A 15,272-nucleotide genomic window follows, 5' to 3' on the forward strand; every position below is an offset into this window, starting at 1 on the left:
GGCCCAGGCTCCCGGCGGTTCCCGGGCTTGGTAGCGGATGCGCGCGTGACGGATAAGCCCCTCTCGGACGACGAGCTGGAAGCGGCATACAATAACCGCGCCGCCGTGCCCGAACATCCGGCCCTGATGGCGGCATGGAAAGCTGAAGCCCAAGCCGCCCGCGCGGCTCATCCGCCGACGCTGATCCGTTATGGCCCCGGCGAGCGCGAGGTGATGGACCTGTTCGAGGCCGGGCCGGACGCGCCGGTCGCCCTGTTCATCCACGGCGGCTACTGGCAGGCGCTGGACAAGGACTGGTTCAGCGGGATCGCGCCGGCGCTGGTAGCGAACGGGGTGTCGCTAGCGGTCGCGTCCTACGACCTGTGCCCGAGCGTCCGGCTGGCGCGCATCGTCGGCCAGATGCGCGAGGCCGCCGCCCTGCTCCGCGAGCGAACCGGAAAGCGGCCGATAGTGTTCGGCCATTCGGCCGGCGGGCATCTGGCGGCGTGCCTGCTGAGCGAGGGCCGCGCCTCGGCGGCGGTGGCCATCTCGGGCGTGTTCGATCTGGAACCGCTGGTCCCGACCTCGATCAATGCGGCGCTGGGACTCGATCGGCTGGAAGCCCGCGCCCTGTCGCCGATCCACTGGCCGGCCCCGAACGGCGGGGCACCCGGCGGCACGGTGCTGGACTGCGTGGTCGGGGCCGACGAGACCGTCGAGTTCGTCCGCCAGTCCCGCGACATGGCCGCCGCATGGGGCGCGAAGGGCGCCGAGACGCGGTTCGAGACGCTGCCCGGCCTCAACCACTTCACCGTGCTGTCGCCCCTGACCGATCCCGACAGTTCGCTGGTTCGCCGCATCGTCGATCTGGCGAAATCCTGATCCGCTCTCGCAATCGTAAAGGCCAAGCGCCACTATAGGTCGAGCGGCGCGGAGGACGGACATGGCGGAACCGACGGGAATGGGGCTGGGGCACGCCGTGGGCCTGCTGGCCGTCGCGGTCGTCGCGGTTCCCTTGTTCAAGCGGTTCGGCCTGGGCGCCGTGCTCGGCTACCTCGCCGCCGGCCTGATCATCGGCCCCTTCGGCATCGGCATGGTTCAGGACGCCGAGGCCGTGCTGCACGTCGCCGAGCTCGGCGTCGTCATGTTCCTGTTCATCATCGGTCTGGAGATGCGGCCCCAGCGATTGTGGAGTCTGAGGAACGACATCTTCGGCGTCGGCGCGGCCCAGGTGATCGTCTGCGCCACCCTGTTGACCGGCGCCGTCCTCGCCTTCGGCCTGCCCTGGTACGTCGCCCTGATCATCGGCTCGGGCTTCGCCCTGTCGTCCACCGCCATCGTCATGCAGATTCTCGAGGAGCGGAACGAGAACAACGAGACCGACGGTCAGAGGGTCATCTCCATCCTGCTGTTCGAGGATCTGGCCATCGTGCCGCTGCTGGCCATGGTCGCGGTGCTCGCGGGGGTCTATGGCACGACCATCGAGAACCCCCAGCCGATCTGGATGACCGTCGGCCTGGCCCTGGCGGCCGTCGCCGCCGTCTATGTGATCGGCAAGTGGGCCCTGAACCCGGCGTTCCGCATCCTGGCGCGGTACGGCGGGCGTGAGGTGATGACGGCGGGCGCCCTGCTGGTCGTGCTGGGCTCCGCCTGGGCGATGGACATGGGCGGCCTGTCCATGGCGATGGGGGCGTTTCTGGCGGGCGTGCTGCTGTCGGAATCCAGCTTCCGCAACCAGCTCGAGGCCGACGTGGAGCCTTTCCGGGGCATCCTGCTGGGGCTGTTCTTCCTCAGCGTCGGCATGTCGCTGGACCTGGGCGTCGTGATCCAGGACTGGCGCATCGTGCTGGCTGCGGTGGTGGCGTCGATGGCCGCCAAGATGATCGGCGTCTACGGCGTCGCCCGGATCATGAAGGCGCCCCACGACGAGGCGCTGAAGCGGGCCGCCCTGATGGGCGAGGGGGGCGAGTTCGGCTTCGTCCTTTACGGCGCGGCCCTGGCCGCCGGTCTGTTCGACCCGCGCACCGCCGCCATCGCTTCGGCCGTGATCATTGTGTCCATGGCCGTGACGCCGTTCCGGGTGATGATCGCGGACCGGCTGAAGTCGCGCCAGGCGCCGTCGCTGGAGGGCGTCGAGGAGGCCCGGAATCTGCGCGAGCGGGTGCTGATCATCGGCTTTGGCCGCTTCGCCCAGGTGGTGTCTCAGCCGTTGCTGGCGCGCGACGTCGATGTCTCGATCATCGACCACGACGTGGAGATGATCCAGGCGGCCGGGAACTTCGGGTTCAAGGTGTATTTCGGCGACGGCTCCCGGCTGGACGTGCTGCGGGCCTCCGGAGCGGCGGACGCCGAGACCATCCTGGTCTGCGTCGACAAGCCCGAGACCGCCGACCGCATCGTCGAGCTGGTGAAAGCCGAGTTCCCCCTGACCAAGCTGTTCGTTCGCGCCTATGACCGGGGCCACTCGCTGCGGCTGATCCAGGCCGGCGTCGAATATCAGATCCGCGAGACCTTCGAATCCGCGCTGAAGTTCGGCGAGCAGGTCCTGGTCGACCTGGGCTTCAACGCCGAGGACGCGGCCGAGACCATCGAGGACGTGCGCCGCAGGGACGCCGAGCGGCTGACCCTGCAGATGACCGGCGGCATCACCGCCGGTCGCGGCCTGATGCGCGGCAACGCCGTGGCGGTGACGCCGACGCCGGAACCCTACGTCAAGCCTAAGCGCGAAAGCCGCGCGCTGAACGAGGAGACGGCGGAGATGATGGGTCAGGACGAAGGCGAGGAGCGGGTCCAGGAACAGGCCTGACCTCGCGCGCTCCGCCACCGACACCCCTGTCACGTGAAGGTCACACCACAGCGACGTTTGAGCGCCGACCGTCGATCCCACGGGAACGCAAGCGGCGCCGCAGCTCTTGAACCGCCCGAAAGGGGTTCCTGCGATGGCGCCGAAGAAGCCGAACAAGCCGGATCTGCGTTTGGTCGCGGAGTCCGAAGTCTATGACCTGATGAGGCCGCCGGCCACGACGGCCGAGCGGGTGAAGCGCCTGCAGGCCGAGGCTCGCGCCCTGGCGCTTGAGGAAGTCGAAGCGCTGGAGCGGCTGCTGGTGGAAGCGGCGGCGAAGGCGCGCGAGATCGCGGCGGGCGGCGACGCCTATCCGGTCGGCGCCCGCGAGATCGCCTCGCGTCTGGCCGAGGACCTGCCGATGAAGGCCGAGACCATCAAGGCGATCGTGTCACGCCAGCCCTGAAGGCGTCCTCGCGCGCGTCCATGCGTGCGCGCACGCGCCGGGCCAGTCGGAGCACCGCGATCGCCAGCACGATCATCAGGATCGGCACGAGGACGGGGGCCAGAAAGGCCAGCACGACCATCAGGAAGCTCAGCACGTCCTCGATGAAGGACAGGACCGGATTGCCGATCCCGCCGGTCGTCGCCGTCGAGGTCAGCCGCGCCCCGCCCTGGGCGGCGTTGAAGGCGAAGGCGGTCGGAGCCCCCACGATCAGGCCAGCGATGGCCGCCGTCATCGGATCGACGCCGGCGAAGACGCTGCCGGCCGCCACGGCCCCGGCGATGGGCCGGGTGAAGGCGCCAAGCACATTCAGGCCGTGATCCACGACCGGCACCTTGTCGCCGGTGAACTCGATGACAGAGGCGACGGCGAGGGTGCTGATCGCCGGCCAGTCCGCCAGCCAGGCCATGCGGTCGTTCAGGTCGATCCCGAACAGTCCGAACTTGGCCGCCAGCGCCAGCATAAGCAGCGGCAGGAAGGTCCGAAGACCCGTCGCCGAGGCCAGGCCGAGTCCCAGAAGGGCGGGCAGGACCCAGGTCTGGAGCGGCCCCGCCGCCTCGGCCACCCCGCTCAGATCGAATGAAGCCATCGTCGCCTCCGCCGACCGCCGATCGGTCATCCGGACCATAATGCCCCGGAACCGCGTCCGGGTCCGCCGTCTTCTTGGTGGAGCCCCTCAAGGAGACAGACCATGGACGACCGCAGCTCCCGCTTCGAACCCGACGCCGAAGCCATCGCGGACCACGAACGCGACATTCAGTCCGGCATCGACGCCAAGGCCAGCGAAGGCGACGACGAGCAGAAGGACAAGGCCGTCCAGGCCGGGGCCCGTCCTTATCCGGCGCTGCCCTTCCCGGAGCAGCATCAGAGGAAGCCCGGCGACGAGGCCGCGCTGGATCCCGCGCCGCTCTATGACGCGCCGTTCTGGAAGGGTTCGGGCAAGCTGGAGGGCTTCGCCGCCATCGTCACCGGCGGAGATTCCGGCATCGGGCGCGGCGTCGCCGTGCTGTTCGCGCGCGAGGGCTGCGACGTCGCCATCTGCCATCTGGACGAGGACGCCGACGCCGAGGAGACCCGCCGCGCGGTCGAGGCGGAGGGCCGCCGGGCCATCGTGCTGAAGGGCGACGTGTCCGACCCGGTCTTCTCGGAGATGGCGGTCGCCGAGACGATCAAGGCCTTCGGGCGTCTGGACGTGGTGGTGCCCAATGCCGCCTTCCAGCAGCACGTCGAGGCGTTCGAGGATCTGACGTTCGAGCAGTTCGACCGGACGATGAAGACCAACCTCTACGGCTACTTCAACCTGGTGAAGGCGGCCGTGCCGCACATGACGTCGGGCGGGGCGATCGTCATGACCGGCTCGGTCACCGGCATCATCGGCAATGAGAACCTGCTCGACTATTCCCTGACCAAGGGCGGCATCCATGCCTTCGCCCGGTCGCTGGGGACGCACCTGGCGGCGCGAGGCATCCGGGTGAACGTGGTCGCGCCGGGGCCGGTTTGGACCCCGCTGAACCCCGCCGACCAGCAGGCCGACAAGGTGGCCCAGTTCGGCGGCAAGACCGTGATGAAGCGCCCGGCCCAGCCGGAGGAGATCGCGCCCGCCTACGTCTTCCTGGCGTCGCCGCAGATGTCGAGCTTCATCACCGGCGAGGTTCTGCCGATCATCGGCGGCTACAACGGGGGTTAGGCCAGAACGTCCGCCTGGTCCGGGTGACGCCGGAACCAGGCCACGGCGTATCCGCAGATGGGGATCAGCCTGGTCTGTTCGCGCCGGGCGTGGCCGGCCAGGCTTTGCATGAAGCGGCCCGACGCGCCCGTGCCGCGCAGCTCGCGCTCGGCCTCGACGTGCAGGATGGCGCGGGCGCCGCCGCGATCGGCATAGTCCGCCCACACGCAGCGGATGGTCCCGCGCGCATCGGCGAAGCCCTGTTCGTAGCGCCGCCTGTCGGTGACGTCGCGAAGATCGCTCATGGCCTGCTCCCTGGAATGAGCCGCCGGAATGCTTGCGTGCCGCGCCTGTTCCGAACGGCGACGGTTCGTCAGGCCGGCTTGTCCTGAAGCAGCTGCAGCAGGCCGAGGATGCTCTTCACCGTGAACCAGACGCTGATCAGGAACCAGACCGCCAGGAACAGCAGCAGGAAGGGGATGCCGATCAGGACCAGCGAGGCCACGGCGCTGACGGCGATCAGCACCCAGGTCGCGATGGTCCACCAGAACACGGACCAGAACAGCCGGATCTGGGCGTCGATGTGCTGGCGCGGCAGGCCGGTGGCCGATCCGCGCGCCGCATAGGCGACCACCAGGCCGACGATGACGAGCAGGTTCGCCGAGGGGATCGACAGGATGTAGAGCGCCCAGGCGATCAGGGCGGCGGGCTTGCCTTCGCCCTCATGGCCGGGCTGGAAGCGGGGCTGGTGGGCGTCGGTCATCCTCAGGTCCCTGTCAGATCAGCCAGCCGCGCGGATTGGGCATGGCGCGGCCGGCCTTGAGCTTGAGAACGCCCGCGGCGCCCCGAACGATCAGCCAGACCGCCAGAAGGAACAGCACGAAGACGCCCAGACCGACGACGATCAGGATGGCCCCCGCCAGCGCCACGACCGCCCCGGCCCACAGCGTCCGCTGCTGGAAGACGAAGTGGCTGGCGGCGACGTCGCCGGACGGGCCGGGCCGCCCGGTCACCGCCAGAAGCGCGATCAGGGCCGAGACGCCCAGCGTCGGCACGGCGAACAGGATGAGTGCATAGACGGTGTAGAGGCCGCTCGCGCCCTCCAGCTCCGCGGGGATCTCGCGGCGCGCGCCGAAGCCTCCATAGGTCTGGGCCGCAGGCGTCTCGCGGGCCCAGGCGGGGGTCGCAGAGACTGGGGACGGCGTCGGCGCGGTAGGAGGCGCGACGGGTTCCGGCTGGGGCTGCGGCTCCGGGGGCGCCGTCGGCTCGGGGGCGTCGAACAGCGAGGGCTCCGCGACCGGCTGGGGCGCCGTCGGCGGTTCCGGCGCGGGCTCGGGCGCGCGCGGACGCCCGGCGAGCGAGGCGGGCGAGGCGAAGCCGACCGCGTCGTCCAGATCGTGATCGCCGGGCGCGTGGGGCGCTTTCGGATCGCCGGGTTCGGCCATCGGGGCTCCTCGAAGGTCAGGCTGCGACAATGGCGGTCCGGCCGGGATCAGGCAAGCCGCGCTCAGGCCAGTTTGTCGTTGGCGGTCAGGTCGTTGATCGACAGATCGGGCCGGTCCATCCAGCTGCCGGTCATCCAGGCGCGCTCCGCCGCGCTGAGCGTCTTGCCGACGACGATGGTGTTGGTGGGCGTCTCCTCCAGCGCCAGTTCGATGCAGCGATAGGCCGAGCCCTCGGCCGACAGGATCGCCTCGATCTTGCGCCGCAGGGCGATGGCGAAGGCCTCGGTGGTCGGATCGCCGTCGAAGACCATGATCTGGTTCAGCCGGTGCGGTTCGTGCGCCTTGAACCAGTCCAGCAGGGGATCCTTCGACCCGACCTGAAAGGCGTGGTCGACCGCGCCGTCGATGAAGCCGTGCCAGCGCTTCTTCAGGCTCTCGAAGGAGGCGACATAGTTGGACCGGCCGAATTCCATCTCCCGGTCCGTCGCCAGGGTCACTGTGACGAATTCGTTGTGGCCGTGGGGCACGGCGCAGCGCGACGCCCCATCCGCCAGAAGACGGTGGGCCATGGAGAAGCGGCGGGTGAAACGGACCTGGGGCATTGAGCGGCGCTATGTCGTCCCTTCGGGCCGCGATGGCAAGGTCAGTGGAAGTCGCGCGACCCCGGCAGGACCCGCACATCCCTCGGATGACGCCCCAGCGCGGGCGCGTGCGCCGAACCCGGCTGCGTCTGCGCCGACAGCTCGCCCAGCATCGGCGTCCAGTCGATCAGGTCCTCGACCACCAGGTGGGTGACGTTGTCGGCGCGCTGCACCCGACCCCTCGCCAGCACCATGCGGGCGCCCATCGCCACGGGCCGAAGCCGCTCGAACACATCGGGCCACAGCACCAGATTGGCGACGCCGGTCTCGTCCTCCAGCGTCAGGAACACCACCCCCTTGGCCGAGCCCGGCCTCTGGCGGACCAGCACGACCCCGCCGACGGCGACGCGGCGGTTATCCTTCGCGGCCTGATAGGCCTCGGCGGTCACGGCCCCGGCCTTGGTCAGTTTTTCCCGCAGGAAGGCGACCGGATGGCCCTTCAACGACAGGCGGATGGACTGATAGTCGCCGACCACCTCCTCGCCCGCCGTCAGCCGGGGCAGGGCCGCGGGCGGGGCGCCGTCCGCCTCGTCCAGACCCATGGCCTCGAACAGGGGGGCGCTGGCGGCCGGGGGCGCGCCCCGCGCCGCCCACATCCCCTGACGTCGGCTTAGATCGAGCGAGCCGTAGGCGTCCGCCTCCGCCAGCCGGTCCAGCGCCGACGGCGGCAAGGAGGCTCGCACTCGCAGGTCCTCCAGATCGCGGAACGGGGTGGCCTCGCGCGCGGCGACGATGGCCTCGGCCCAGGCCTCGCGGAAGCCGTCAATGGAGCGGAAGCCCAGCCGCAGGGCGTGCTGATCCTGCCCTGGGCGCGCCTCCAGCGAGGCGTCCCAGCCGCTGGCGTTGACGTCGGGGTGGCGCACCTCGACCCCGTGCTCGACGGCGTCGCGGACCAGCTGGGCGGGGGCATAGAAGCCCATCGGCTGGCTGTTGAGCAGGCTGGCGGTGAAGACGTCCGGATAGAAGCACTTCACCCAGGACGAGACATAGACCAGGTGGGCGAAGGCGCAGGCGTGGCTTTCGGGAAAGCCGTACTCGCCGAACCCTTTGATCTGGGCGAAGCACCGCTCGGCGAAGTCGGGGTCGTAGCCGCGCGCCTTCATCCGCCCGACCATCATCTCCTCGTACTGGCCGATCGTGCCCATGTGGCGGAAGGTGGCCATGGCGCGGCGCAGCCCATTGGCCTCCTTGGGCGAGAACCGCGCCGCCTCCATGGCGATCCGCATGGCCTGTTCCTGAAACAGCGGCACGCCCAGCGTCTTGTCCAGCACGCGGCGCAGCTCGTCCTTGTCGCCGTGTTCGGGCGCGGGGTGGGGATAGTCGATGCGGAAGGGCACGCCGGCCTCTTCCGCCGCCCGGCGCTCGGCCCGCCGCTTCAGATAGGGATGGACCATGTCGCCCTGGATGGGGCCCGGCCGCACGATCGCCACCTCCACCACCAGGTCGTAGAACTCGCGCGGTCGAAGACGCGGCAGCATGGCCATCTGCGCCCGGCTCTCGACCTGGAAGACGCCGAGGGAGTCGCCCTTGCACAGCATGTCATAGACCGCCGGAACCTCCCTCGGCACGGTGTGCAGCTCCAGCTTGCGGCCATAGCTCGCCTCGATCATGCGGAACGCCCGCTTCATCGCCGTCAGCATGCCGAGCGCCAGCACATCGACCTTCATCAGCTTCAGATGATCGATGTCGTCCTTGTCCCATTCGATGAAGGTCCGATCCGGCATCGCCGCGTTGCCGATCGGCACGATCTCGCACAGCGGCGTCTGGCTCAGCACATAGCCGCCGACGTGCTGGCTGAGGTGTCGCGGGAACTGGATCAGCTCTGCGGTCAGATCCAGCGTCAGCTTCATGCGCGGGTCGTCGCGGCGGACGCCCGCGCGATCGACGTGCTCGTCCTTCACCTCCGCGCCGTAGGAGCCCCAGACGGTGTCGGCCAGACGCGCCGTCACATCCTCGGTCAGGCCCAGCGCCTTGCCCACGTCGCGGATGGCCGAGCGCGGGCGATAGTGGATGATCGTCGCCACGATGCCCGCCCGGTCGCGACCATAGCGGCGATAGACGTACTGCATCACCTCTTCCCGCCGCTCGTGCTCGAAATCGACGTCGATGTCGGGCGGCTCGGAGCGGTCGGCCGAGATGAAGCGCTCGATCAGCACGTCCTGGCTGGTCGGATCGACATTGGTGATGCCGAGGCAGAAGCAGACCACCGAGTTCGCCGCCGAGCCCCGCCCCTGGCACAGGATCTCGCGCGGCTTCCCCCGCGCCCAGGCGACGATGTCGTGCACGGTCAGGAAGTAGTGGGCGTAGTTCAGCTGCCGGATCAGGCGGATTTCCTTGACGATGGTGCGGACCACCTTGTCCGGCACGCCGTCGGGCCATCGGTCGCGCGCGCCCCTGAATGTCAGGCGGATCAACCACCGCCCCGCCGACCAGCCGTTCGGCACGGGTTCGTCCGGGTACTGATAGCTGAGCTCGCGCAGGGAAAAGGTACAGGCGCGCGCCACCACCATCGTCCGCTCCAGCGCCGCCTCATGGCCCCGGAACAGGCGCGCCATCTGGCGCGGAGGCTTCAGGTAGCGTTCGGCATTGGCTTGGAGCCGAAGACCCGCCGCGTCGATGGTGGTCTTCTCGCGGATGCAGGTCAGCACGTCCTGCAAGGGGCGGCGTTCGGGGTGGTGATAGAGGACGGCGTTGGTGGCGATCAGGGGTGCCCCCGTCCGCTCGGCCATCGCCGCCAGCCGGTTCAGCCGCGCCCGGTCCCCGCCGCGCCACAGCGGCTGGGCGGCGAGATAGAGGTCGTCGGGCCACGCCCGTCGCCAGGCCAATAGCCGAGCCTCGAAGGCGGCATCAGGGACCTCGGGAGCTGGGACGAGGGCGATCATGTCGACACCGAAGGCGACCGCCTGCTCGAACGTCAGCCGCGTCTCGGCCTTGGGGATGCGGTCGGGTTCGGGGGATGAGACGGGCGTCTCCTCCCCGTCGCCCGCTTGGGCGATGGGGTGGAGGAAGGATCGCATCCGATCCGACGACGGGACCGCCGGCCCCTTGGCCGGGGGTGGAGGGGGCGACTCTGTCGAAGGGACAAGGGACGCATCTCGTCGGCGGCGATAAGCCCCCAGGTCCACCACCGCCTCACCCCCCTCCTCACGGCGCGAAGACGCGCCGTGACACTCCCCCATCGCCGGAGGCGACGGGGGAGAGACATCGATCTCGCTCTTGCCCGTCGTCAGCAGACGGCACAGGCGGCCGTAGGCGGCACGGTCGCGGGGAAAGACGATCAGCTCGGTCCCGTCGAGGAACTCCAGACGACACCCAACGACGAGGCGGATGTCGTTGTCCTCCGCCCCGATCAGGGCACGGACCATGCCGGCCATCGCATTGCGGTCGGCCACCCCCACGGCGGACAGACCCAAAGCCCTGGCCTGCATCATCAGCTCGCCGGGATGGGACGCCCCCTCCAGAAAGCTGAAGTTGGTCATGGCGCCCAGCTCGGCGTATTCGCCGGACCAGTCGGGATGGGGCCACCCCGTCATGGGAACATCCCGTGCATCCACCACGACGGCGCTCGCTCGTCCGGCCCGCCCATATATTCAGGCCCGTACAGCCCCTCGCGGAACAGCCAGTAGCGCAGGCCCTGGTCGTCCTCGATGCGGTAGTAGTCGCGCGTGCGGACCTGACGTCCGTCGGCGCGGGGCCGCCACCATTCCGGCGACAGGCGTTCCGGCCCGTCGGCGCGGGCGACCCGCCGACAGACGCGCCGCCAGGTGAAGCGGGCGGGCGCCCCGTCGGGCAGTTCGGCGATGGCCTCCACCGGCTCGGGCGGATCCAGCAGCATCAGCGGTCGGGCGCGCTCGTGCGTCGCCGGTCCCTCGACCAGGACAGGCGCACTGGCCAGCGCCGGTCGCCAGCGCTCGGCCCGTTCGGGCAGCCACGAACCGGCGGGGGATGCGACCCGCACGGCGTCTTCGCCCAGCCGCGCCGACAACCGGTCGATCAGGGCGGCCAACCCTTCAGCCTGACGCGCCGCCGCCTCCTGACCCATCTCGACCTGATGCGCGGCCAGCGGCTCGGCCACATCGGCCGACAGCATCAGGGCGTCGACGCCGAAGCCCGGGTCGATGCGCTCGAACCCGGTTTCGCGAAACAGCCTCAGCCAGACCTTCACCTCGCGGGACGCCCGACCCATGTGGACCGAGATTTCGCTGGTCCGCCCGTCGACGCGAAAGGCGGTCAGCGTCAGGACCCGCGCCCCCTGTCCGTCCCGCTCCAGCGCACGCGACAGACTCTCGGCCAGACCCGGCGCGCGCGCCTCGATGCCGGCGGTGTCGGTCAGGGGTTCGGCATAGGCCTCCCAGCCGCGATATTTCGCGGGCGCGCGCACGGGGATCAGGGCCTCGGCGGTCAAGCCCAGGGCCTGGTCCAGCCGCCGGACCAGACCGGCGCCGTCGACGTCGCGGAACCGGCGGGCCAGGCCCGCGCGCGGCATGGGATAGAGGTCGCCGATGGTCTTCAGCCCAAACCGCCTGGCCTGACGCATCGTCGCCGCATCGATCCGCAGGGCCTCGACCGGCAGAGGCGCCAGCAAGTCGCGCGCATCGTCGGCGGCGATGCGTCGAGCCATTCCCCAGCGGGCAAGCGCCCAGGCCGCGCCGGGCGTCGGGGCGATGGCGGCGCGGGAGCGAGCTCCGGCGTCGGCCAGACGCCGCTCGATCTGGGTGATCAGGGCCGCCTCGCCGCCGAACAGATGGGCCGCGCCGGTGACGTCGAGGAACAGCCCCTCCAGCCCGCCGTCCGAGGCGTCCACGCTGACCGACGGCGACCACCGCTCGGCCCAGACGGCCAGAGCTCGCAGCGCCCTGGCATCGGCTTCCGGATCGGCGGGGCGACAGTCCAGGTGGGGGATCATGGCCAGCGCATCGGCCTGGGTCTGGCCCCGACTGAGGCCCACGGCGCGCGCGGCCGGGTTCAGGGCGTGGATCACCGCGCCTCGCGCCGTCTTCAGGATGAGCGCCAGCGGCCCCGCGGCCTGCGCGAAGGGATCAGGCGGCGCGAGCGGTCCGGCCGACCGGGCCATGACCGTGACCGGCCAGTCGATCAGCCAGACGGAGACGATGCGTCTCATCCTCCATCTCCAGCATCCAGACGCCGGGCCGTTCGCCCCGGCTGCGGGTCAGTTCGGCCATCAGGCGCATCGGCCCCGGCGCGCGGACGTCGTCGGGGTCGCCCCCGCTGGCCTCGGCCGCGATGCGCCAGCGCCGACGCGCGGCCGACAGATCGCCCGTCCGCGTCCGCAGCAGCACCCCCGCCGACGCCCCGTCGCGGGCGGCGAAGTCCAGACGCCGCGTCTGGGTCAGGTCCGCGCCCTCGATGCCCCCGAGCATCAGCGACAGACCGCCGGACCGCAGCCCCTGCTCCATCGCCCACAGCGCCTCGACCTCGGTCCGGCACACGACCAGAAGCACGCCCTCGTCTCGCCCGAACCGCGCCAGACCTGGACCATAGGGACGGCCATGCTCGTTCAGCCAGGCCCGCGTCAGGGCCAGGCCCACCCCGCGTCGATCCTGCGCCGTCACCCGCGCCAGGGCGAAGGCCAAGGTCGCGGCCATGTCGCGTGGCGCAGTCGCGCACGCCTCCTCCAGACCGGCCGGAAGGTCGGTCAGGGGCGGCGGAACGGCGGCGTCGAGCTCAAGCGAAAGGGGTGGCATGGCGATCACGGAACCTGAATGTTCATTATTTGTTCCAGTCTGGTTCCGAGTCAAACCGAATCGCAAAGCTTCAGCGACGCAGGGTGTGGCCCCTTAGGATCAGGCCGCGCGAGCCTGAGGCTGGGCGGCCTCGACCGGCCGCCGCACAGGGATGTCGAAGCTGACCGTCGTGCCCTCGCCGGGCTCGCTTTCCATCAGCATCTGCCCGCCGTGCAGCTCGATCAGCGACTTGGTCAGGGCCAGACCCAAGCCCGTGCCCTGGGTCGTCTTGGAATGCTGGCCCTCGACCTGTTCGAACGGCTGGGCCAGGCGCGCCAGATCCTCGGCCGCGATACCGATGCCGGTGTCGGTTACCGCGATCCGGACGCGATGGCCCGCCATCGGCTGGACCGAAACCGTGATCGACCCGCCCTCCGGCGTGAACTTCACGGCGTTGGAGATCAGGTTCAGCATGACCTGCTTGAGGCCACGATAGTCCGCCTCGACTTCCGGCAGGTCGCCGGCTTCCAGCATCAGTGCCAGTCCCGCCTCCTGCGCCTTGCCGCGCATCAGGCGCGTCGCGTCCTCACAGACCTCGACCAGATCCACCGCCTCATAGTGCAGGGTCATCTTGCCCGCCTCGATCTTGGCCATGTCGAGGATATCATTGATCAGGCTGAGCAGATGCTGGCCCGATTTCAGGATGTCGGCGGCATAGCCCTTGTAGCGGGCGTCGCCCAGCGGTCCGAACATCTCGCCCGCCATGATCTCGGAGAAGCCGTTGATGGCGTTCAGCGGCGTGCGCAGCTCATGGGACATGTTGGCCAGGAACTCGGACTTGGCCTGGTTGGCGGCCTCGGCCCGGGTCATGGCGATCTCGTACTTGCGGGCGAGAAGGCTGAGTTTCTCCTGGCTGGCCTCCAGCTGGTCGACGGTGGCGCGCAGGGAATCCGCCGCCTTCTGACGTTCCAGCTCCTGGCGCCGGATGAAGGTCACGTCGGCGGCGGTGACCACGGTGCCGCCGTCACCGGTGAACCGCTCGTTCAACTGCAGTACGCGGCCATCGTGCAGCTCGACTTCGCGGGCTCCGGCGCGGCCCTCGGCGGACGGGCGTTCGGCCTTGATGGCGAGCGCCGCGATGCGGGTCAGCTCGTCCTTGAGCGCGCCCTTCCTCAGCGCCTCGTCGGTGAAGCCGAAAGCGTCCTTGAAGGCGACGTTGCACAGGATCAGCCGACCGTTGCGATCGAACAGGGCAAACGCATCCGACACGCTCTCGATGCCGTCCCTCAGCCGGTTCTCGGCTGCCTGCGCCTGGGCCTTGGCGCGGCGGGCCTCGGTGATGTCCAGCGCCACGCCCATGATCATGGAAAAGCCGTGCTCCCCCCTCGCGCCCCGCGCCTGACCCCGCGCGTCGATCCAGCGGGCGCCGCGCCCCTCGACGGGTACCGGAAAGGTGACCTCGAAGGACCCGAACGTCGATGCCTGCAGCAGGGCGTGCTGGACAAGGTCGCGATAGCGGGGATGAATTCGTTCCATCACGGCTTCGGCCGTCACCGAACCTCCCTCAGGGAGGCCCAGCAGTTCGGCCATGTAATCCGAAACGATGACCTCATCGGCCTCTGTGTCCCACTCCCAGACGCCGCACCGGGCAGCCTCGACGGCGACGCGGAAGCGGTGCTCGGTTTCTGCGAAGACCTTGGCGGCGCGGCTCTGACGCCAGCGCTGCATCAAGGCCAGACCCAGCACGAGCAGACCCAGTCCAAGCGGCGCGATCAGCAACCAGAGATCGCTGATGACCGCGGCCGCGCCCGCGCTCTCCGGCCGCCAGGCCACAGCGTGGAGTCCGGTCGACCCGACGGGGGCGGCGACCGCCTCGATGGCGCGTTCCGAGGACAGCTCGATCTTGGTCGGTGCTCCCGCTTCGATCAGCGGCTGAAGGCCCACACCGATTCGACGCTTGAGGTCCGCTTCGCCCGACGCGATCACGCCGACCTGGGGCATGACGATCAGCAGCCGACCGCGCGGGTCGCTCGGCACCGGCGTGCGCGCGACAATGCGACCGCCGGGCCCGTCGGACGTCGTCAGCAATGCACTTCGGTCCGAAGCGGGCAAGAGCTCGCCCCGTCTCGAGGAACCAAAGCCGCCGGGCTCGGCGCCCTGGACCGCGCGGGGCGCACCGGCCTCGTCCAGAACCGCAAAAGCGTTGGTGGGAGCCACCGCGCGAGCCGCCTCTATGGCATCAAGCGGCCGAGCCGGATTTCTGGCCAGTGCTGCCCGCGCCGCTGCAAGTCCCAGACGCGCCGAGGCAAGATCGGCTTCCAGACGCGCGGCACCGAAGGCCACGTCACGTGACAGCGCCTGTTCGCGAAGCACCGCCGCCTCGCGAGCGGGCCGCGTGCTCTCGCGAGCGAAGAGAACGACGTAGAGGGCGAGGCCCAGAGTCAACGCCAGCACGGTGATCCGCGCCCAGGCGGGAAGCGCCGGGGTGGTGTCCGATGCCCTTCGGCCCGGATTCTGAGTGCGGCGCTCGCTGCCCCGCAAGGCGCTCTCCCGGACAGTTCGCGGCGTCG

General features: G+C 70.0%; 13 protein-coding genes. 4 read left to right on the plus strand and 9 right to left on the minus strand.

Translation table 11 applies throughout. The features are described 5' to 3' along the window. The first annotated feature begins 45 nt into the window (after window positions 1-45). The 3 genes from Q333_RS0106695 (at window position 46) to Q333_RS0106705 (ending at window position 3,227) form a co-directional block, all read left to right on the plus strand. Window positions 46-861, plus strand: a complete 816-nt coding sequence (locus Q333_RS0106695; protein ID WP_029415978.1) for an alpha/beta hydrolase — start codon at window positions 46-48, stop codon at window positions 859-861. 61 nt (window positions 862-922) lie between these two features. Further along, the gene (locus tag Q333_RS0106700) at window positions 923-2,785 is read left to right on the plus strand and encodes a monovalent cation:proton antiporter-2 (CPA2) family protein (RefSeq protein ID WP_029415979.1); all 1,863 of its coding nucleotides are present in this window, start codon (window positions 923-925) and stop codon (window positions 2,783-2,785) included. A 133-nt stretch (window positions 2,786-2,918) separates the two neighbouring features. Continuing rightward, entirely contained in the window at window positions 2,919-3,227 is a 309-nt protein-coding gene (locus Q333_RS0106705) for a hypothetical protein (protein WP_029415980.1), read from the plus strand. Here Q333_RS0106705 and Q333_RS0106710 read toward each other — a convergent pair. After that, on the minus strand, window positions 3,199-3,855 hold the full coding sequence (locus Q333_RS0106710; protein WP_051651182.1) for a DUF4126 domain-containing protein: 657 nt from the start codon (window positions 3,853-3,855) through the stop codon (window positions 3,199-3,201). The two genes, Q333_RS0106705 and Q333_RS0106710, sit on opposite strands and share 29 nt — an antisense overlap. 102 nt (window positions 3,856-3,957) lie before the next feature. On the opposite strand from Q333_RS0106710, the gene Q333_RS0106715 reads away from it, so the two are divergent. After that, the gene (locus Q333_RS0106715) at window positions 3,958-4,953 is read left to right on the plus strand and encodes an SDR family oxidoreductase (protein WP_029415982.1); all 996 of its coding nucleotides are present in this window, start codon (window positions 3,958-3,960) and stop codon (window positions 4,951-4,953) included. Here Q333_RS0106715 and Q333_RS0106720 read toward each other — a convergent pair. From Q333_RS0106720 to Q333_RS0106755, 8 genes are all read right to left on the minus strand, one after another. Then, window positions 4,950-5,237: a GNAT family N-acetyltransferase gene (locus tag Q333_RS0106720; protein WP_029415983.1), complete on the minus strand. Its 288-nt coding sequence runs from the start codon at window positions 5,235-5,237 to the stop codon at window positions 4,950-4,952. The genes Q333_RS0106715 and Q333_RS0106720 overlap by 4 nt on opposite strands. A gap of 68 nt (window positions 5,238-5,305) precedes the next feature. Then, window positions 5,306-5,695: a membrane protein gene (locus Q333_RS0106725; RefSeq protein WP_029415984.1), complete on the minus strand. Its 390-nt coding sequence runs from the start codon at window positions 5,693-5,695 to the stop codon at window positions 5,306-5,308. Window positions 5,696-5,708: 13 nt separating this feature from the next. Then, window positions 5,709-6,377 (minus strand): DUF4870 family protein, encoded by a 669-nt coding sequence (locus tag Q333_RS0106730; RefSeq protein WP_029415985.1) that lies wholly within the window; start codon window positions 6,375-6,377, stop codon window positions 5,709-5,711. A 62-nt stretch (window positions 6,378-6,439) separates the two neighbouring features. Then, window positions 6,440-6,979, minus strand: a complete 540-nt coding sequence (locus tag Q333_RS0106735; protein ID WP_029415986.1) for a 6-pyruvoyl trahydropterin synthase family protein — start codon at window positions 6,977-6,979, stop codon at window positions 6,440-6,442. 41 nt (window positions 6,980-7,020) lie between these two features. Further along, window positions 7,021-10,551 carry an error-prone DNA polymerase gene (locus Q333_RS0106740; RefSeq protein WP_051651165.1) on the minus strand — a complete coding sequence of 1,177 codons (3,531 nt, stop codon included), beginning with the start codon at window positions 10,549-10,551 and terminating at the stop codon, window positions 7,021-7,023. Further along, a complete protein-coding gene (locus Q333_RS0106745) occupies window positions 10,548-12,140 on the minus strand; it encodes a Y-family DNA polymerase (protein WP_035293879.1) in 1,593 nt (530 codons plus the stop codon). The genes Q333_RS0106740 and Q333_RS0106745 overlap by 4 nt, the downstream gene beginning before the upstream one ends. Further along, on the minus strand, window positions 12,058-12,723 hold the full coding sequence (locus tag Q333_RS16910; RefSeq protein WP_157072388.1) for a hypothetical protein: 666 nt from the start codon (window positions 12,721-12,723) through the stop codon (window positions 12,058-12,060). The genes Q333_RS0106745 and Q333_RS16910 overlap by 83 nt, the downstream gene beginning before the upstream one ends. 99 nt (window positions 12,724-12,822) lie before the next feature. Further along, window positions 12,823-15,243 carry a PAS domain-containing sensor histidine kinase gene (locus tag Q333_RS0106755; RefSeq protein WP_029415990.1) on the minus strand — a complete coding sequence of 807 codons (2,421 nt, stop codon included), beginning with the start codon at window positions 15,241-15,243 and terminating at the stop codon, window positions 12,823-12,825. Window positions 15,244-15,272 lie beyond the last annotated feature (29 nt).

The organism is Brevundimonas bacteroides DSM 4726 (assembly GCF_000701445.1).
In the GTDB taxonomy this organism is placed as follows: domain Bacteria; phylum Pseudomonadota; class Alphaproteobacteria; order Caulobacterales; family Caulobacteraceae; genus Brevundimonas; species Brevundimonas bacteroides.